The 17,166-nt window shown below is 72.2% G+C and carries 15 protein-coding genes; 4 read left to right on the top strand and 11 right to left on the bottom strand.

The window, feature by feature from the left end; all coding sequences use genetic code 11:
* Window positions 1-15 precede the first annotated feature (15 nt).
* From AB0B55_RS29635 to AB0B55_RS29675, 9 genes are all read right to left on the bottom strand, one after another.
* Window positions 16-1,071 (bottom strand): glycosyltransferase family 4 protein, encoded by a 1,056-nt coding sequence (locus AB0B55_RS29635; protein WP_357126535.1) that lies wholly within the window; start codon window positions 1,069-1,071, stop codon window positions 16-18.
* A gap of 141 nt (window positions 1,072-1,212) precedes the next feature.
* Window positions 1,213-1,881, bottom strand: a complete 669-nt coding sequence (locus AB0B55_RS29640; protein ID WP_357175277.1) for a BON domain-containing protein — start codon at window positions 1,879-1,881, stop codon at window positions 1,213-1,215.
* Between the two features lie 170 nt (window positions 1,882-2,051).
* On the bottom strand, window positions 2,052-3,722 hold the full coding sequence (locus AB0B55_RS29645; protein ID WP_357175280.1) for a trypsin-like peptidase domain-containing protein: 1,671 nt from the start codon (window positions 3,720-3,722) through the stop codon (window positions 2,052-2,054).
* Between the two features lie 62 nt (window positions 3,723-3,784).
* Window positions 3,785-5,341 (bottom strand): HAMP domain-containing sensor histidine kinase, encoded by a 1,557-nt coding sequence (locus AB0B55_RS29650; protein WP_357125760.1) that lies wholly within the window; start codon window positions 5,339-5,341, stop codon window positions 3,785-3,787.
* Window positions 5,338-6,039 carry a response regulator transcription factor gene (locus tag AB0B55_RS29655; protein ID WP_357125763.1) on the bottom strand — a complete coding sequence of 234 codons (702 nt, stop codon included), beginning with the start codon at window positions 6,037-6,039 and terminating at the stop codon, window positions 5,338-5,340. Before AB0B55_RS29655 ends, AB0B55_RS29650 begins: the two co-directional genes overlap by 4 nt.
* Before the next feature lie 74 nt (window positions 6,040-6,113).
* Window positions 6,114-6,725, bottom strand: a complete 612-nt coding sequence (locus tag AB0B55_RS29660) for a PadR family transcriptional regulator (RefSeq protein ID WP_357125766.1) — start codon at window positions 6,723-6,725, stop codon at window positions 6,114-6,116.
* Window positions 6,722-7,546, bottom strand: a complete 825-nt coding sequence (locus AB0B55_RS29665) for a DUF4097 family beta strand repeat-containing protein (RefSeq protein WP_357175283.1) — start codon at window positions 7,544-7,546, stop codon at window positions 6,722-6,724. The genes AB0B55_RS29660 and AB0B55_RS29665 overlap by 4 nt, the downstream gene beginning before the upstream one ends.
* Before the next feature lie 287 nt (window positions 7,547-7,833).
* Window positions 7,834-8,766, bottom strand: a complete 933-nt coding sequence (locus AB0B55_RS29670; protein ID WP_357175286.1) for a lysophospholipid acyltransferase family protein — start codon at window positions 8,764-8,766, stop codon at window positions 7,834-7,836.
* Window positions 8,763-9,539 (bottom strand): GNAT family N-acyltransferase, encoded by a 777-nt coding sequence (locus AB0B55_RS29675; RefSeq protein WP_357125775.1) that lies wholly within the window; start codon window positions 9,537-9,539, stop codon window positions 8,763-8,765. The genes AB0B55_RS29670 and AB0B55_RS29675 overlap by 4 nt, the downstream gene beginning before the upstream one ends.
* A 151-nt stretch (window positions 9,540-9,690) precedes the next feature.
* On the opposite strand from AB0B55_RS29675, the gene AB0B55_RS29680 reads away from it, so the two are divergent.
* From AB0B55_RS29680 to AB0B55_RS29690, 3 genes are all read left to right on the top strand, one after another.
* Window positions 9,691-10,335, top strand: coding sequence for a hypothetical protein (locus AB0B55_RS29680; RefSeq protein ID WP_357175289.1), 645 nt, complete (start codon window positions 9,691-9,693; stop codon window positions 10,333-10,335).
* 129 nt (window positions 10,336-10,464) lie between these two features.
* Window positions 10,465-11,400, top strand: coding sequence for an ABC transporter ATP-binding protein (locus tag AB0B55_RS29685; protein WP_357125781.1), 936 nt, complete (start codon window positions 10,465-10,467; stop codon window positions 11,398-11,400).
* Complete coding sequence (locus AB0B55_RS29690) at window positions 11,397-12,218, top strand: ABC transporter permease (RefSeq protein ID WP_357125785.1); 822 nt, start codon at window positions 11,397-11,399, stop codon at window positions 12,216-12,218. The genes AB0B55_RS29685 and AB0B55_RS29690 overlap by 4 nt, the downstream gene beginning before the upstream one ends.
* Window positions 12,219-12,321: 103 nt before the next feature.
* Here the strand turns inward: AB0B55_RS29690 and AB0B55_RS29695 are convergent, their stop codons facing one another.
* Both AB0B55_RS29695 and AB0B55_RS29700 read right to left on the bottom strand, forming a co-directional pair.
* On the bottom strand, window positions 12,322-12,729 hold the full coding sequence (locus AB0B55_RS29695; protein ID WP_357175292.1) for a hypothetical protein: 408 nt from the start codon (window positions 12,727-12,729) through the stop codon (window positions 12,322-12,324).
* On the bottom strand, window positions 12,726-13,067 hold the full coding sequence (locus AB0B55_RS29700) for a hypothetical protein (protein ID WP_357175294.1): 342 nt from the start codon (window positions 13,065-13,067) through the stop codon (window positions 12,726-12,728). The genes AB0B55_RS29695 and AB0B55_RS29700 overlap by 4 nt, the downstream gene beginning before the upstream one ends.
* 254 nt (window positions 13,068-13,321) lie before the next feature.
* Here AB0B55_RS29700 and AB0B55_RS29705 point away from each other — a divergent pair, with 254 nt between their 5' ends.
* Entirely contained in the window at window positions 13,322-17,059 is a 3,738-nt protein-coding gene (locus AB0B55_RS29705) for a multifunctional oxoglutarate decarboxylase/oxoglutarate dehydrogenase thiamine pyrophosphate-binding subunit/dihydrolipoyllysine-residue succinyltransferase subunit (RefSeq protein ID WP_357175297.1), read from the top strand.
* Window positions 17,060-17,166: the final 107 nt, after the last annotated feature.

The raw sequence follows: 17,166 nt of genomic DNA on the forward strand, positions 1-17,166 counted from the left end.
TCCGGGGCGAGGCGGTCAGCGCACCGCGACGGTGGCGGTGCGCCGCACGTCGGGCCGGCCGAGGGCGAAGCGCTGGTAGACCTCCTCGTAGCCGTACGCCATCCGCTCGACCGAGAAGTTCTCGGCGACGTGCGCCACGCAGTCGCGCGGGTCCAACCCTCGCGCGGCCAGCAGCGCGGCGGGCAACTCCTCAGGCCCTCGGCAGATCAGCCCGGTTCGTCCCGGTCGCACCAGTTCCGGCACCGCGCCCCGATCCAGCGCGACCACCGGCGTACCGGTCGCCATCGCCTCCAGCATCACCATCCCGAACGGCTCGTCCCACTGGATCGGCATGATCAGACAGCGGGCGTCGACGAGCATCCGCAGGGTCTCGGCACGGTCGGCGTTCAGGACGACTGTCACGTCCTCGTCGAGAAGCGGCTCGACGACCTGCTCGTAGTAGCGCCGCTCGGCCGGCTCGTTGCACTTGCCGGCCAGCAGCAGCGGTAGGCCCGCCTCCCGGCAGGCGCGGATGGCGACGTCCGGACCCTTGTCCGGGCTGAACCGGGCCAGCCACAGCACCGGCCCGGGGCCCGGCTCGGTCTTGCGCGGAAAGCCCCGCAGGTCCAGCGCGTTGTGCACGGTGCCGGCCCAGGGCAGGCCCGTGTTGAGTCGACGCTGAGCGTGCGAGATGGCCACCAGGGCGACGTTCTCGTCGGCGTCGCCGAGCACGTCGCCGTACTCCCCCACCGGGTTGCCGTGTACGGTCGCCACCGTCGGCACCGACCGACGGCCGGCCACCAGCGGGCCGATCGTGCTGTGGTCGTGGATCACGTCGAAATCGGCCGGCGTGATCAGGCGGTTCACCCGGGCCAGGTGCGCCAGCTCCGGCAGGGACTCGCCGAGTCGTTCGTACTGCACCTCCGCCACGGTGGAGACGAAACCGCTGGCGGCGGTGCCATGGTGATCGCCGGCGCCGAACAGCGTCAGCGCGTGACCGTGCGCGGTCAACGCGTCCACCAGGCCGGCCACCACCTGTTCCAGGCCGCCGTAGCCGGGCGGCGGCACGGACAGCCAGGGCGGGACCACCATCGCGATGCGCAACGACCGCTCCGGCGGGCGGTCGGCGGGCGGGTGGTTCACGGCCACGAGTCCTCCCCGTTGGTCCCCCGGTCGGCATGGTTCGCGGCGGGTTCCCCCCGCGACCACCGATAAACCGGACACGACGGACGCTCACCCGCCGACCAGGAGTTGGTCGTGCACGACCCGCACACCGGGCGTGGACCACGCCACCCGCTCCACCTGGTCCCGTTCCCACCACGAGCGGACCACCCCGGCGAGGACCAGCGTGTCACCGTCCACCTCCACCGTCACCCGTTCGCCGCCGAGCGTCCGCGCCAGCGCGCGCTGGACGTCCTGCCGGGTCCGCTCGTCCGGCGGCGGCGTCGACGGTCGCACCTCGACGAGGTTCGTGACACCCCGTACGCCGTCCAGGCGGCGCAGCTCCCCCTCGGCGGCGCGGCGCTGCCAGCCGAACTCGACCTCGCCGCGCAGCATCAGCCAGCCGTTGGCCACGCTGACGTCCAGCCGCTCGGCGGGTACGAAACTGTCCCATTCGAGGGCGCGGGACGCCGCGAGGGCGATGTCACCGTCGGTACGCCCCGGCGTCCCCGGTAGCCGTACCTCGATCTCGTTGGCCACCGCGCGTACGCCCCGGACCCGCTGGGCGCACCGGGTGGCCGCCCAGCCACGGGCAGCGCCGTCGACGTACCCGGTGAGGGTGACCACCCCCCGGTCGACGGTCACCCCGATCTCGTTCGGCAGCACCTGCGGATCCCAGGCCAGCTCGGCCAGGACGTCCCGCTGGATCCGCTGGTCGTCCTCGACATCCACCGTGCTCATCGGCCTACCCCCGTACGCTCGCCGGCTCGCCCGCCGAGCCTTCCGGGCACACGGGTGACGGCGGTTCACCCGAACCGGGTGAACCGCCGTGGAAAAAGCGGCGGGTGGCGGAGCCAACCCCCTTGGCTCCGCCACCCGCCGCCGGAGGGAGGCAGGTTCTGTGGTGTCGGTCAGGACGTCTCGGTGAGCGTCACCGTCGCGGTCTTCTCGGCCCCGTTGCGCTTGAAGTGCAGCTCGACCCGGTCGCCGACCTTGCCGGCCTGCACCGCGCCGACCAGGTCGTCGGAGTCGTTGATCGGCTTGTCGCCGAAGCGGGTGACCACGTCGCCCTGCTGGAGGCCGGCCTTCTCGGCGGGGCTGCCCGGGGTAACCGAGGCGACCAGCGCGCCGCCGCCCTCGGCCTGGTTGACGCCGACCCCGAGCGACGGGTGGCTGACCTTCTCGCCGCGCTGGAGCTTGCCCGCGACGTCCTTGGCCTTGTTGCTCGGGATGGCGAAGCCGACGCCGATGTTGCCGGTGCTCTGCCCGGAGGTGGCGATGGCGGTGTTGACGCCGATGACCTCACCCCGGGTGTTGACCAGCGCGCCACCGGAGTTGCCGGGGTTGATCGGCGCGTCGGTCTGCAGCAGCCCGGAGATCGAGCTGACGGCCTGGCCCTGCTGCCTCGGGTCCTGCTGCTGGCCCTCGCCGGCCCTGATGGTGCGGTCCCGGGCGCTGAGGATGCCGGCGGTCACCGAGCCCTGGAGGCCGAGCGGGCTACCCAGCGCGAGAACCTGGTCGCCGACCTGCATGGCGTCGCTGTCGCCGAACTTTGCCGGCTTGAGGTCGCTCACCCCGTTGGCCTTGACCACGGCCAGGTCGGTCTTCGGGTCGGTGCCGACGATCTTCGCCTGGACGTTCCTGCCGTCGGCGAAGACGACCTGCACGGTGTCCCCGCTCGCGGAGGCGACCACGTGGTTGTTGGTGAGCACGTAGCCGTCGGCGGTGAGCACCACGCCGGAGCCCTCACCGCTGTCGGTGGCGATGGAGACGACGCTGTCCTGTACGGCGGCGGCGATCTTCGGCAGGTCCGCGCTGTTGAGCACCGGCGCTGCCGTGTAGGTGCGGGTGACGCCGCCACGGTCGCCGTCGAGGGCGAGCGCGAGCGCCCCACCGGCCACGCCGGAGCCGAGCATCAGGGCGAACACCGCGACGCCGGCGCCGGCGAACTTGGCGATCCGGCCCGGTCGGGGCCCGGAACCGGGCGGCGTGGCCTGCGGACCCCAGGGCGGCACGGGCTGTCCGGGGTGCTGCGCGTGCTGTCCCGGGTGCTGCGGGTGCTGTCCGGGGTGCTGCGGGTAGGTCCCGCCCGGCTGGCCCCCGCCGGCCCAGCCGGACTGCTGGCCCGCGTACCAGGGGGCACCCGGGTAGCGACCGTCGGACGGCTGCGGGTAGCCGTGCTGGCCGGGCGTCGGGTGGCCGGAGACCGGGTACGGCGGCGCGGACGCGCCGGCGGTCGGCGGCTCGTACCCGGTGGGCTGGCCGGCAGCCGGCTGGTACCCGGCGGTCGGCGGCTCGTACCCGGCGGGCTGCGCGGCGGTCGGTGGCTCGTACCCGGCGGGCTGCGTGCCGGTCGGTGGCTCGTACCCGGCGGGCTGGCCGACGGGCGCGACGGGCGCGGTCGGCGCGTCGTCGGCGGCCGGCATGGCGGCGGTCGGCGTCGCGTCCCCGTGGGTCGCAAGGGAGGTGGTCGGAGAGTCGGACTGCGCGCGCTCGTCGCGCGGCAGCTCGGCGGTGGGGTGCGACGGCTCGGCGTCGGTGGGGGCCGGCCGGCGCTGCGGGTCGGACTCGAACTCGGTCATGCCCCTACCTTCTCCCCCGGCACTGCGATCAAGCTGGAACCGTCCTGGAAGTTGGCTGAAAGTCACTCGCCGCTCTCCTCGGTCGACGGCAGCAGCGGCAGCCGGACCCGGAAGGTCGCGCCACCACCCGGCGTCTCCACCACCTCGACCGAACCGTGGTGGGCGGTCACCAGGGCCGCCACGATGGCCAGGCCGAGGCCCGTACCGGTGTTGCCGTCGGCGCGTCGGGTCCGCGCCGCGTCGGCGCGGTAGAACCGCTCGAACACCCGCTCCGCCTGCTCCCGGGAGAGCCCCGGGCCGGTGTCCGCCACCTCGATGACGGCGAGGTTGCCCGTCTCGGCGCGCAGTCGCAGGCGGATCTCGGCGTCCGGTGGGGTGTGGGTGAGGGCGTTGGTGACGAGGTTGCCGATGACCTGGCGCAGGCGCGCGTCGTCGGCGAAGACGACGAGCGGACCCGATCCGGGCTCGATGTCCAGGTCGATCCGCCGGTCCGGGGCCATCGCGCGGGCCGCCTGCACCGCGTCGGAGGCGAGCACCGGCAGCTCCACCGGGGCCAGCGAGAGCGGGCGTTCCCGGTCCAACCGGGCCAGCAGCAGCAGGTCCTCAACCAGCAGACCCATCCGGGCCGCCTCGTCCTCGATCCGGCGCAGCAGGCCGGCGGTCTGCTCCGGCGCGCGGGCCGCGCCCTGCCGGTACAGCTCGGCGAAGCCGCGGATGGTGGTCAGCGGGGTCCGCAGCTCGTGCGAGGCGTCCGCCACGAACTGCCGCATCCGCTCCTCGGAGCGCCGGGCCCGCGCCTCGGACGTCTGGGCGGCGGCGGCGGCGTCCCGGGCGCTGCTCTCCGCCGAACGGGCGGCCGTCTCGGACGCCGCGCGAGCGGTGAACGCCGCCTCGATCTGGGTGAGCATCGCGTTCAAAGCGCGGGACAACCGCCCCAGCTCGGAGGTGGGATGCTCCTGGCCCTGTTCGGGGTCGGGCACCCGGCGGCTGAGGTCGCCACCGGCGATGGCGGCGGCGGTCTGTTCGATCTCGACGAGAGGCTTGAGGCTGGTCCGGACGATCGCCGCGCCGACCGACGCCAGCATGATCAGCACCGCGCCACCGACCAGCAGGTCGATCCAGACGAGTTGCTTCACCGCCCGGTCCACGTCGGTCAGCGGCTGACCCACGGCCAGCACCGAGCCGTCTGGCTGGGGGGCGTAGTACACCCGCCAGCGGGTGTAGCCGTTGTGGGCCAGGACGGTCTGCGGCTCGCCCTCCGCCGCCTCGAAACCCGCGCGGCTGGTGGGGAACGCGGGCAGTTGGTCGGGGCCGTAGCTGAGACGGTCGTATTTGGGCTGGTACACCTGCTGCTCGTCGGCCACGATGACGACGTAGTCGCTGGGCAGCATCGCGCCGACCTCACCGCTGCGCAGCTTCGGGAGCAACTGGCCGAGGCCCTGGGCGGTCGACCTCACCTGCCCGTCGACCTGGCCCTGGAGGTAGTTGCGCAGGAAGTAGGCGGTCAGCGAGCTGATCACCAGCAGCGCGACGGCGACCAGCGTGAGCACCGAGGTGACCAGCTTGAGCCGCAGCGGCACGCCGCGGACCCGCACCTTCGCCTGGTGGACCGGGTTCACGCCGCCGGCTTGCGCAGCACGTACCCGACGCCACGGAGGGTGTGGATCAGCCGGGGCTGCCCGGTGTCCACCTTGCGCCGCAGGTAGGAGATGTAGGACTCGACGATGTTGTCGTCGCCCCGGAAGTCGTAGTTCCAGACGTGGTCGAGGATCTGCGCCTTGGACAGCACCCGGTTGGCGTTGAGCATCAGGTAGCGCAGCAACTTGAACTCGGTCGGCGAGAGCTGCACCCGCTGCCCGGCGCGGTGCACCTCGTGGGTCTCCTCGTCCAGCTCCAGATCGGCGAAGGTGAGCCGGGACGGGGTCTGCTCGCCGGTGGAGGTGCGGCGCAGCACGGCGCGGATCCGGGCGGTCAACTCCTCCAGGCTGAACGGCTTGGTGACGTAGTCGTCGCCGCCCAGGGTGAGCCCGCGGATCTTGTCGTCGGTGGCGTCCCGCGCGGTCAGGAAGACCACCGGGGTACGCGTACCGCCCTCGCGCAGCATCCGGATGACCTCGAAGCCGTCGAGGTCGGGCAGCATCACGTCGAGCACGACGAGGTCGGGCCGGTGGTCCTTGGCGGCGTTGAGGGCCGCGCTGCCGCTGGTCGCGGTTGCCACGTCGAAGCCCGCGAAGCGCAGGCTCGCGGAGAGCAGTTCGAGGATGTTGGGGTCGTCCTCGACGACGAGAAGTCGCGCCTCGGTCTGGGTAGCGGCCATGGGCCCAATCATCGGTGAACTCACTGCGCCGGCGCTGGACGCTTGCTGGAAAAATCCTGTGAGTCGCCGAACGGTCAGCGCAGCAGCCGCCGCAGCCCGTCCAGGGCCCCGTCGAGCAGCCGGATCGCCGTGCGCAGTTGAGTGTCGCTGAACTGCCGCCCGCGCGCCAGGCGGCTCACCTCACCGGTGAACGAGGCCAGCCGCTCGTCGAACTCGTCGAGCAGGGCGGCGCGTGGCGCGTCGGACGGCGGCGGTCGGTGCGACGACGCGGAGGGTGCCCACCGCGCCCGCCGGGTCTGCCGGGTGGCCTCGCTCAGCTCCCGCTTGAGGTCACGCGTCGAGCCACGCACCTCGCTGCGGATCTCGCCGGCCAGGGTGGAGAGGTCCGCCACCGAGGCCGCGATGTCCGCCTCCAACGCGGCCAGCTCACCGGCACGTTGGCGCAGCTCGTCGAGGCCGGCGTCGGTGATGGCGTACGTCTTGCGCCCGCCGGCGGCGGTGTGGCTGACCAGCCCTTCGGCCTCCAACCGTTGCAGCCGGGGATAGATGGTGCCGGCGCTGGGCGCGTAGAGCCCGAGGAACCGGTCCTCCAGGAGGCGGATCAGCTCGTAGCCGTGCTTGGGACCGTCGTCCAGGAGCTTGAGCAGGTAGAGCCGGAGCCGTCCGTGGCTGAACACGGCGGTCACGGCAGCTCCTCGGAATCGTCGTCGACCGCTCGGGCGAGCAGGGCGATGCTGCCCGAGGTCGCGGAGGCCCAGAGCTTACCGTCACCGCTGCCGAGCACCCCCTCGCTGCTCGGCAGCGGATATGTCGAGCTGCGTACCTGCGGGAAACCGCTGGTGATCCGGCCGGCGGCGGTGTTCAGCCGGACGGAGAGGTCGCTGTCCTCGCGGACCCGGACGGTGATGCTGCCGGAGATCGTGGCGAGCCGGATGTCGCTGCGTCGGGGGTTGTCCAGGTCGCAGGTGATCGCGCCGGAGACGGTCTGCGCCCGCACCCGCTCGGCGGCGCTGTCGGCGAGGATCACCTCCCCGGAGACGGTCTCCAGGGTGAGATCACCGCGCACCCCGAGCGCCTCCACCGGCCCCGAGGTGAGCTTCGCGAAGGTGGTGCCGCGCAGCCCCATGAGAGTGATCTGGCCGGCGGCGAGGTCGACGGTGGTCTGCTTGCGCAGCCCGGAGACGACCACCGAGCCGGCGCCCAATCCCAGGTCGGCGAGGACGTCGGCCGGTACGGCAACCGAGACGTCCACCCGGGGGAAGCGGTGGATCGCCCGGAGGCCGCGCAGGAAGTTCGGCCAGCCCCAGTCGCGCTCCTGGCGGATGCTGAGGCGACCGTCGGAGTGGTCGATCAGGACGGGTCGACGGCCGACCTCGGTGATGTCGATCCGGGCCGGCCCGTCGGCGGCGACCACGTTGAGCCGTCCGCTGACGAGGCGGACGTCCAGCCGGGTGACCGGACCGTCCAGGGTGAGCCGCTGCGGCGTCTCGACCGTCCATCCGGCCATGGGTGTGCTCCTCTCGACGGCACGCCGTGGCGCGCCTCCCGAGAAGACAGTAACGCGATACATCGCGATACGACAAGACTGTCGCGAGACGTTGTCCGGCGGCGTCCGCCAAGACCCGCGCAGTTTCCCGGATGTTGCTGCCTCCGGCACACGGGAGGCAGCAACAACCCGGTTGTTGCGCGGATCTTGACCGGCGTTCCCCCGCGAGGGCACGCGGCGCGCGGGGGCCGGCCGGGACAGCGGGCGGGGGCGGGGCCGGGGGGTCGGGACAGCGGGCGGGGGCCGGATCAGGCGGCCAGGTCCAGCTCCCGACCGGGGTTGGGCGTTGGCGCCGGGACCGCCGGGGTCGCCGTGGGCACCGGCCGCAGCCGGGTCCGCGCCGGGGCGGCCGCCACCAGGTGTACGGCCGACTCGGCGGCCCGGGCCAGCAACCGCCGGTCGGCGTCCTGCCCCGGGTGCAGCGCGGCGGCGATCGTCACCGACACCACCAGATGCCGGGCAGCGACCACCCGGGCCACCGAGCGCAGCAGGGTGTCCGCGCCGAGGAACGCGGCGACCGTGGTGCACGCCCCGGTGTCCGCGATCCGGTACCCGAGCCGCAGCGGCACCACCGGAGCGCCCGCGTCGATCGCCGCCTGGAACATGGCCGGACGGAAGCCGCCCCCGGGGCGACACTCGGCCGCGCCGTTCCCGGCACACCAGGTCGTACCCTCGGGAAAGACCGCGACCGACCGACCGGCGCGCAGCGTGTCGGCGAGCCGGCGCACGGTGGCCGGCAGCGCGCGCGGGCGCGACCGGTCCACGAAGACGGTGCCCGCGGCGGCGGCCAGCAGCCCGACCACCGGCCATGACCGGATCTCCCGCTTCGCCACCATCCGGGTGGGCGCGACCGCCAGCACGGCGAGGATGTCCAGCCACGACACGTGGTTGGCGACCAGCAGCGCGCGCCGCCGGGGCAGCCGCCCCTTGATCACCAGCCGGACGCCGAAGGCGCGCACCGTGCCACGGGCCCAGCCACGCAGCAGGGCCTGCCGCTCCGGCGCTGGCAGCACGGGCAGCAGCACCGCCACGCCCACCCCGGCCAACAGCATGACTCCCGCCCCGACCAGCCGGAGCACCCGGCGGGCCACCGACACCGTGGGCACCTCGCCGGTCGCCGGTAGGCACTCGTCGTCGCAGCCCGACGAGGGCCGCCACAGGTCCTGCGCCGCGACGCTCACCGCTCGTCTCCGCCGAGGAAGTGCCGCAGGTAGCGCGGGTTCATCCGGTCGAGGGAGAAGAGCACGTAGAAGTCGGCGCACCCGAAGTCGGGGTCGTACGACGGCTCACCGCAGATCCACGCGCCGAGTCGCAGGTAACCGCGCAGCAGCGGCGGGACCGCCACCCGAGCGCCCGGATCGGGGGCCGGGGCGGCCAGGGCGGCGGCCGGCTCGGCGAACCACGGACGCAGCGGCCGGACCCGCAGCGGCGGCGGCGACAGGTGCCGGGCCTGGGCCTGGGCCCACACCCCGGCGACGGTACGACCGCCGTCGTCGACCGGCACCGAGGCGCAGCCGCCGAGCCAGCGCGAGCCGCGCAGGTGCAGGTAGCGGGTGAGCCCCGCCCACATCAGGTTGATCACCGCGCCGGAGCGGTGGTCCGGGTGCACGCAGGACCGGCCCGTCTCGACGAGGTCGTCGCGCAGTGGGTCCAGCGCGGCGAGGTCGAACTCGCTCTCGGCGTACCGCCGGTCGGTACGCCCCGGCGGCAGCAGCCGGTACGTGCCGACCACCTGCCCGGTGCTGTCCTCCCGGACGATGAGGTGGTCGCAGTGGGCGTCGAAGGGGTCCACGTCCAACCCGGCCCGACCGGGTGCGAGGGTGGCGCCCAACTCGGTGGCGAACACCTCGTGGCGCAGGCGTTGCGCGGCCGCGACCTGGGTGGGGTCGTCGGCGATCAGCAGGGTGTATCCGCTGGTCGTCAGTGGCGTGCCAGCGACATGCAGAACGGCCATGGGATCTGTGTAAGGGCCCCGGGTGCCATCGGCGGGCACCGCTGGTGTCGGACGGGTGAACGCCGGCCGGCGGATGCCTGCGGGGTGCCTTCGTGCGAGGCTGCGGGACGGATCGGCGACGATGCCGGTCCACGCTTCACGGAGGTCACCCATGCGCGTCGAGTCCCGCTACAACGGGCCCACCGGCTCCGGCAACGGCGGGTGGAGCGCCGGCCTCTTCGCCACCGCGGCGGGGCCCGGACCGGTCGAGGTGACGCTGCGTCGCCCACCGCCGCTGGAGACGGAGCTGACCCTCGTCGACGGCGAGGTCCGGGACCCGGCCGGCGACCTGGTGGCCGAGGTCCGCCCGGCCGGTGTCGTGGACGCCGTCGTACCACCTGTCGACGCTCAGACGGCGGCGGAGGCGGCCACCCGCTACCCCGGGTTCGTCGCGCACCCGTACCCCGGGTGTTTCGTCTGTGGTCCGGGCCGGACCGACGGCTTGCGGATCTTCCCCGGACGGCTGCCGGACGGCCGGACCGCCGCGCCGTTCCGCGCGCCCGAGCAGGTCGACGACGCCACCGTCTGGGCCGCGCTGGACTGCCCCGGCGGCTGGACGGTGCTCGCGCCGGACCGCCCGTACCTGCTCGGCCGGATCGCCGCCGTGGTCGCGGCCCGGCCGGCGCCCGGCGACGAGTGCGTGGTGACCGGCGCGCTGATCGGTGTCGACGGCCGCAAGGCGCTGGTGCACACCAGCCTGTACGGCCCGGACGGCACGCTGCTCGGCGCTGCCCGCGCCACCTGGATCGCCCGCTGAGGCCCGTCGCCGTTCCGGGCGTCCTTCCCAAGGAGGACCACGCCGTAGGTACTCGGGCTGATTGACCTTGTTGCTCGGTACCGTCACGCTGTGCCACGGCGTACCTCGACGCCACACGGGAGGAGAACGATGACTGACGGGCAGCGAAGCCCCACCAGCGACGGTCAGATCGTGGTGTCCGGTCTGACAAAGCAGTACAAGAACGTGCGGGCGGTGAACAACCTGTCCTTCACCGTGGCACCGGGGCGGGTGACCGGCTTCCTCGGCCCGAACGGCGCCGGCAAGACCACCACGCTGCGCATGCTGCTGAACCTGGTCACGCCCACGGGCGGCACGGCCACCATCAGCGGCCACCGCTACGCCGACCTGACCGACCCGCTGCGGCACGTCGGCGCGATCCTGGAGGCGTCCAGCGCGCACAAGGGCCGCACCGGCATCAACCACCTGCGGGTGATCTGCGCGGCGGCCGGTCTGCCCCGCAGTCGGGCCGACGAGGTGCTGGAACTGGTCGGGCTGACCCCGGCCGCCAAGCGCAAGTTCAAGGGCTACTCGCTGGGCATGAAGCAGCGGCTCGGTATCGCCGCCGCGATGCTCGGCAACCCACGGGTGCTGATCCTCGACGAGCCGGCCAACGGCCTCGACCCGGAGGGCATCCGGTGGATGCGCGGGTTCCTCAAGAACCTCGCCCACGAGGGCCGTACGGTGCTGGTCTCCAGCCACCTGCTGTCCGAGATGCAGCTCCTCGCCGACGACGTGGTGATCATCGCGGCCGGGCAGCTCGTCCGGCAGGGACCGGTCGAGCAGGTGCTCGGGTCGATGGCGCAGGGCGCCCAGGTCCGGGTCCGCACCCCGCAGGCCGAGGCGCTGACCACCGCGCTGAAGGCGCAGTCGGCCACCGTCACCACCGACGAGCACGGCGTGCTGCTGGTCTCCGGGGTGGACGCCCCGACGATCGGCCGGGCCGCCCTGGCCGCCGGCGTGGAACTGCACGAACTGTCCACCGAACGACCCGACCTGGAACGGGTCTTCCTGGAGCTGACGGCCGGAAAGGCGGGCATCCGATGAACCTGGTCCGATCCGAGCTGCTCAAGATCCGTACCACCAACACCTGGTGGATCTTCGCGCTGATCAGCCTGCCGCTGTGGGCGCTCACGCTGCTCATCAACTGGTTGCAGGCCGACGCCCTCACCAGCACCGACCCCGCCCAGGTGGGCGATCAGGCGGACCAGTTCGCCGCGGCGGCCACCCCGGACGCGCTCTCGTCGAACCTGTTCACCACCGGGCAGTTCTTCGGCCTGCTCATCGTCATGCTGCTCGGCATCATCGTGGTGACCAGCGAGTTCTTCCACCAGACGGTCACCACCACGTTCCTCACGAGCCCGCACCGCACCGCGGTGATGCTCGCCAAGTTGGTCGCGGCGGGGGTGCTGGCTCTGCTGTTCTGGCTGGTCACCACCGTGTTCAACCTGATCGCCGGGTCGGCCGTGCTGAGCGCGGTCGGGGTGGACGGGCAACTGGGTAACGACGCGGCCTGGCGGGCCATCGGGTTGAACCTGCTCGCGTACCTGCTCTGGGCGGTGTTCGGCGTCGGCATCGGCGTGCTGATCCGCAGCCAGATCGGCGCCACCGTGACCGGCATCCTGCTCTACCTGGGCGGCTCGATCGGCGCCATCTTCGTCATCGCCATCCTGGCGGATCGTTGGGGCGACTGGATCAACAACCTGCAACTGCTGGTGCCGTCGCTGGCGTCGTCGCTGATGGTCACCGGGGCGGACATCCCTGGCAACCCGCCGCGCTGGGCCGGCGCGGCCGTGCTGATCGGATACGCGGTGGTGACCGGTGTGGCCGGCTCCCTGCTGATCCGCCGGCGCGACATCTCCTAACCAAGGGTTCTCCCGAAGGAAGGGCCCCTTACTAACGCCTGGTGTCTAGTAAGGGGCCCTTCCTTTCACAATCGGGGGTGGCGGCGGCACGGCCGCACGGGCGTCAGCCGCCGGGGCAGCCCCGGCCGCCGCTGATGGGTATGCACTGGGTGATCTGCGGGGCCGGCTCCTGGTCGTCGGGGACGTGCCCGATCAGGGCGCTGGTCGCCATGCCGCCCACCAGCGCGACCGCCACGTAGATCAGCGCCACCCCGGCGAATGCCCCGGCGAAGTGGCGACGCCACCGTTCGTCCCCGGCCAGCCTGGCCAGGAGCAGACCGATCACCGGAAGCACCGCGTTGAGCAGGAGCCCGGTCGTCAACAGGGCGTCGGTGGTGGCGCCGAAGGCCTTGGCTTCGGCGTACGTCGGCGTGTAGGGCGCAGAGACGCGGCGGATCAGCCCCACCATCAGCAGGAACGGCACCCCGTAGAGCCAGGCGAAGAAGAGCCCTCCGAGGCCGAGGCGCTTCATACCAGCCCCGCGAGGACGGCGCCGCAGAGCGTGAGGCTGACCACCGCGGCCAGGGTCCCGGCGATCACGGCCGACGGAACGAGCCGGGCGGCCAGCGCGGCCACCAGCGCCGTCACGAACATCACCCCGACGAATATCGGTGCTCCCCACACCAGCGCGACGAACGCCAGCGACTCCCCCGGCGACAGACAACTGAACCAGGCCGCGCAGTCGCCGCCCGGCGGCGTGCTCGGCACGCTCGTGGTGCCCACCGCCACGGCCGCGATGGCGGTGACGTACCAACCGGCCGCCACCCCCATGCTCCTGCCGTAGCGCCCCCGTACCCCATGTCCATCCATGCGCCCGATCGTGGCGGAGGAGGGCCGGCTGAGACATCCGTCGGGATACTCAATCTCGCCGTACCAGCCGGCGACGATCGCCGCAGGGGTTGCCGAACTTCTGGCATCTTCTGTGAATCGGGCCACCCGACCGAGGCGGAAATGCCGGGGCGATCCGTACGGCGTAGCCTGGGAGTCGTCTGTCCGTTCTCCTTGATCGGCGTGACGGACACCGCGTGACACACAAACCCGCGTGAAAGAGGCGATTACCGGCCGTGTCGACCCAGCAGACTTCGCAGGAGAACCCACTGGCGGGTTTCGGCCCGAACGAGTGGATCGTCGAGGAGATGTACCAGCGTTACCTCGCCGACCCCACGAGCGTCGATTCAGCCTGGCACGACTTCTTCGCCGACTATCGACCAGCTCCCGGCGCCGCCACACCCCGCCCGACGGAGAGCGCCGGCAAGCCGGCCGCCGCCCCCGAGCCGGACGGCCAGCCGGAGGCCGCGGCCAAGGTGACCCAGCCCGCCACGAAGCCGGCCGCCGCCGCTCCGGCAAAGCCGGCCGCCGCCGCGCCCGCCCCGGCCAAGAGCGCCCCGGCGCCGGCCAAGGAGGCCCTGGCCAAGCCGGCCGCGAAGGCGCCCGCGCCGACCGCCGACGGCCCGCAGACCACGCCGCTACGGGGTGTCGCCGCGAAGATCGTCCAGAACATGGACGCCTCGCTGAGCGTGCCGACCGCGACCAGCGTGCGCGCGGTCCCGGCGAAGCTGCTCGTCGACAACCGGATCGTGATCAACAACCACCTCGCCCGGGGGCGGGGCGGCAAGGTCAGCTTCACCCACCTCGTCGGCTACGCGATGGTCCGCGCGTTGGTCGAGCACCCCGAGATGAACAACTCGTTCGCCGAGGCCAACGGCAAGCCGGCCGTGGTCCGCCCGGCGCACGTCAACCTCGGCATCGCCATCGACCTGGCCAAGCCGGACGGCAGCCGCAACCTGGTGGTCCCCTCCATCAAGGGCTGCGAGACGATGGACTTCCGGCAGTTCTGGCAGGCGTACGAGGACGTCGTCCGGCGGGCGCGGCGCAACGAGCTGACCATGGAGGACTACGCCGGCACCACGATCTCGCTGACCAACCCGGGCGGCATCGGCACCGTGCACTCGATGCCGCGGCTCATGCAGGGGCAGAGCGCGATTATCGGCGTCGGCGCGATGGAGTACCCGGCCCCCTACCAGGGCATGTCCGAGGCCACCCTCGCCGAGCTGGCGGTCAGCAAGGTCATCACGCTGACCAGCACGTACGACCACCGGATCATCCAGGGCGCGCAGTCCGGCGAGTTCCTCAAGGTGATGCACGAGCTGATCCTGGGCGAGCGCGGCTTCTACGACCAGATCTTCACCTCGCTGCGGATCCCGTACGAGCCGGTCCGCTGGATGCGGGACGTCGCCGTCAACTCCGAGGGTCAGATCAACAAGACCGCCCGGGTGCACGAGCTGATCCACGCGTACCGCGTGCGCGGTCACCTGATGGCCGACACCGACCCGCTCGAGTTCAAGATCCGCAAGCACCCCGACCTGGACGTTCTCCAGCACGGGCTGACCCTGTGGGACCTGGACCGCGAGTTCCCGGTCAACGGCTTCGCCGGCCGGCAGCGGATGAAGCTGCGCGAGATCCTCGGCGTGCTGCGTGACTCGTACTGCCGCCGGGTCGGCATCGAGTACATGCACATCCAGGACCCGGAGGAGCGGCGCTGGATCCAGGAGCGGATCGAGCGCAAGTACGAGAAGCCGTCCGCCGACGAGCAGAAGCACGTGCTCAACCGGCTCAACGCGGCCGAGGCGTTCGAGACCTTCCTGCAGACCAAGTACGTGGGCCAGAAGCGCTTCTCGCTGGAGGGCGGCGAGTCGTTGATCCCGCTGCTCGGCGAGGTGCTGGAGTCCTCCGCCGAGAACGGCCTGGACGAGGTCGTCATCGGCATGGCCCACCGGGGCCGCCTCAACGTGCTGGCCAACATCGTCGGCAAGCCGTACGAGAAGATCTTCTCGGAGTTCGAGGGCCACCTGGACCCGCGCTCCACGCAGGGCTCCGGCGACGTGAAGTACCACCTGGGCCAGAACGGCAAGTTCACCACCCCGGACGGCGAGCACGCGGTCAAGGTGTCGGTGGTGGCGAACCCGTCGCACCTGGAGGCCGTCGACCCGGTGCTGGAGGGCATCGTCCGGGCCAAGCAGGACCGGATCGACCTCAAGCTGGAGGGCTACACCGTGCTGCCGCTGGCGGTGCACGGTGACGCCGCGTTCGCCGGGCAGGGCGTGGTCGCCGAGACGCTCAACCTGTCGCAGCTGCGCGGTTACCGCACGGGCGGCACGGTGCACGTGGTGGTCAACAACCAGGTCGGCTTCACCACCGCCCCGGAGTACAGCCGGTCCAGCCTCTACAGCACCGATGTGGCCCGGATGATCCAGGCGCCGATCTTCCACGTCAACGGCGACGACCCGGAGGCCGTGGTCCGGGTGGCCCGGCTGGCCTTCGAGTACCGGCAGACGTTCAACAAGGACGTCGTGATCGACATGGTCTGCTACCGCCGGCGCGGCCACAACGAGGGCGACGACCCGTCGATGTCCAACCCTCAGATGTACAAGATCATCGACTCGAAGCGTTCGGTGCGCAAGCTCTACACCGAGGAGCTGATCGGTCGCGGCGACATCACCGTGGAGGACGCGGAGGAGCTGCTGCGCGACTACCAGGCCCAACTGGAGAAGGTCTTCAAGGCCACCCGGGACGCCGCCGCCGCGCCGCGCCAGCTCAACCGGCCGCGCCGCGAGGAGGAGCCGGAGCCGGCCGTCGACACCGCCACCGACGCCGCCGTCGTCAAGGCGATCGGCGAGGCGCACGTCAACCTGCCGGAGGGCTTCACCCCGCACAAGCGCATCCAGCAGCTGCTCGACCGGCGGGCCAAGATGTCCGTCGAGGGCAACATCGACTGGGGGTACGGCGAGATCATCGCGTTCGGGGCGCTGCTGCACGACGGGGTGACCGTCCGGCTCGCCGGTCAGGACTCGCGTCGCGGCACCTTCGTCCAGCGGCACGCGTCGGTGGTCGACTCCCGTACCGGGGACGACTACCTGCCGCTCAAGTCGCTCACCGGCGACGGCGAGCGCTCCCGGTTCTTCGTGCACGACTCGCTGCTCAGCGAGTACGCGGCGATGGGCTTCGAGTACGGCTACTCGGTGGAGAACATCAACGCGCTGGTCGCCTGGGAGGCCCAGTTCGGCGACTTCGTCAACGGCGCCCAGTCGGTGATCGACGAGTTCATCTCGTCCGGTGAGGTGAAGTGGGGTCAGCGCTCGGCTGTCACCCTGCTGCTGCCGCACGGCCACGAGGGCCAGGGCCCGGACCACACCTCCGGTCGCCCGGAGCGGTTCCTGCAGATGTGCGCCGAGGACAACATGCGGGTCGCCATCCCGACGACCCCGGCGAACTACTTCCACCTGCTGCGCCGCCAGGCCCTGTCGCCCAAGCGCAAGCCGCTGGTGGTGTTCACGCCCAAGTCGCTGCTGCGGCACAAGCTCTGCGTCTCCTCCGTGGAGGACTTCACCACCGGCACCTTCCAGCCGGTGCTGCGCGACACGGCCGCCCCGGCGCCGGAGGCGGTGAAGCGGGTGCTGCTCTGCTCCGGCAAGGTCTACTACGACCTGTTCCAGGCCCGGCAAGAGCGCGGCGTCACCGACACCGCGATCCTCCGGATCGAGCAGCTCTATCCGCTGCCGGTCGAGGAGATCCGCGCCGCCCTGGCGCAGTACCCGAACGCGGAGGACTTCGCCTGGGTGCAGGAGGAGCCGGCCAACCAGGGCGCCTGGTCGTTCGTGGCGCTCAACCTGCTGGAGCACCTCACCGACGTCCGGCTGCGGCGGATCTCCCGCCCGGCCGCGGCGGCCCCGGCGGTCGGCTCGGCCAAGACCCACGAGGTCGAGCAGACCGCGCTCATCGAGGCGGCACTTCCCCGCCCATGACCTGACCGCGCCACGCGAGCCGGGGCAGGGCCGTCGACCACGGTCCTGCCCCGGCTCGCGTCGGTCCATCCGATCACCGACCCGCCCGGTCCGCGCCGGGCCGAGCA

The sequence above is a fragment of the Micromonospora sp. NPDC049107 genome (genome assembly GCF_040648595.1).
Taxonomy (GTDB): Bacteria; Actinomycetota; Actinomycetes; order Mycobacteriales; family Micromonosporaceae; genus Micromonospora.

Coding starts and splice junctions, on each gene's coding strand:
- AB0B55_RS29635 (WP_357126535.1), bottom strand. CDS start 1,071: ATGGTGGTCCCGCCCTGGCTGTCCGTGCCGCCGCCCGGCTACGGCGGC.
- AB0B55_RS29665 (WP_357175283.1), bottom strand. CDS start 7,546: ATGGCCGGATGGACGGTCGAGACGCCGCAGCGGCTCACCCTGGACGGT.
- AB0B55_RS29645 (WP_357175280.1), bottom strand. CDS start 3,722: ATGACCGAGTTCGAGTCCGACCCGCAGCGCCGGCCGGCCCCCACCGAC.
- AB0B55_RS29640 (WP_357175277.1), bottom strand. CDS start 1,881: ATGAGCACGGTGGATGTCGAGGACGACCAGCGGATCCAGCGGGACGTC.
- AB0B55_RS29680 (WP_357175289.1), top strand. CDS start 9,691: ATGCGCGTCGAGTCCCGCTACAACGGGCCCACCGGCTCCGGCAACGGC.
- AB0B55_RS29655 (WP_357125763.1), bottom strand. CDS start 6,039: ATGGCCGCTACCCAGACCGAGGCGCGACTTCTCGTCGTCGAGGACGAC.
- AB0B55_RS29685 (WP_357125781.1), top strand. CDS start 10,465: ATGACTGACGGGCAGCGAAGCCCCACCAGCGACGGTCAGATCGTGGTG.
- AB0B55_RS29695 (WP_357175292.1), bottom strand. CDS start 12,729: ATGAAGCGCCTCGGCCTCGGAGGGCTCTTCTTCGCCTGGCTCTACGGG.
- AB0B55_RS29675 (WP_357125775.1), bottom strand. CDS start 9,539: ATGGCCGTTCTGCATGTCGCTGGCACGCCACTGACGACCAGCGGATAC.
- AB0B55_RS29700 (WP_357175294.1), bottom strand. CDS start 13,067: ATGGATGGACATGGGGTACGGGGGCGCTACGGCAGGAGCATGGGGGTG.
- AB0B55_RS29690 (WP_357125785.1), top strand. CDS start 11,397: ATGAACCTGGTCCGATCCGAGCTGCTCAAGATCCGTACCACCAACACC.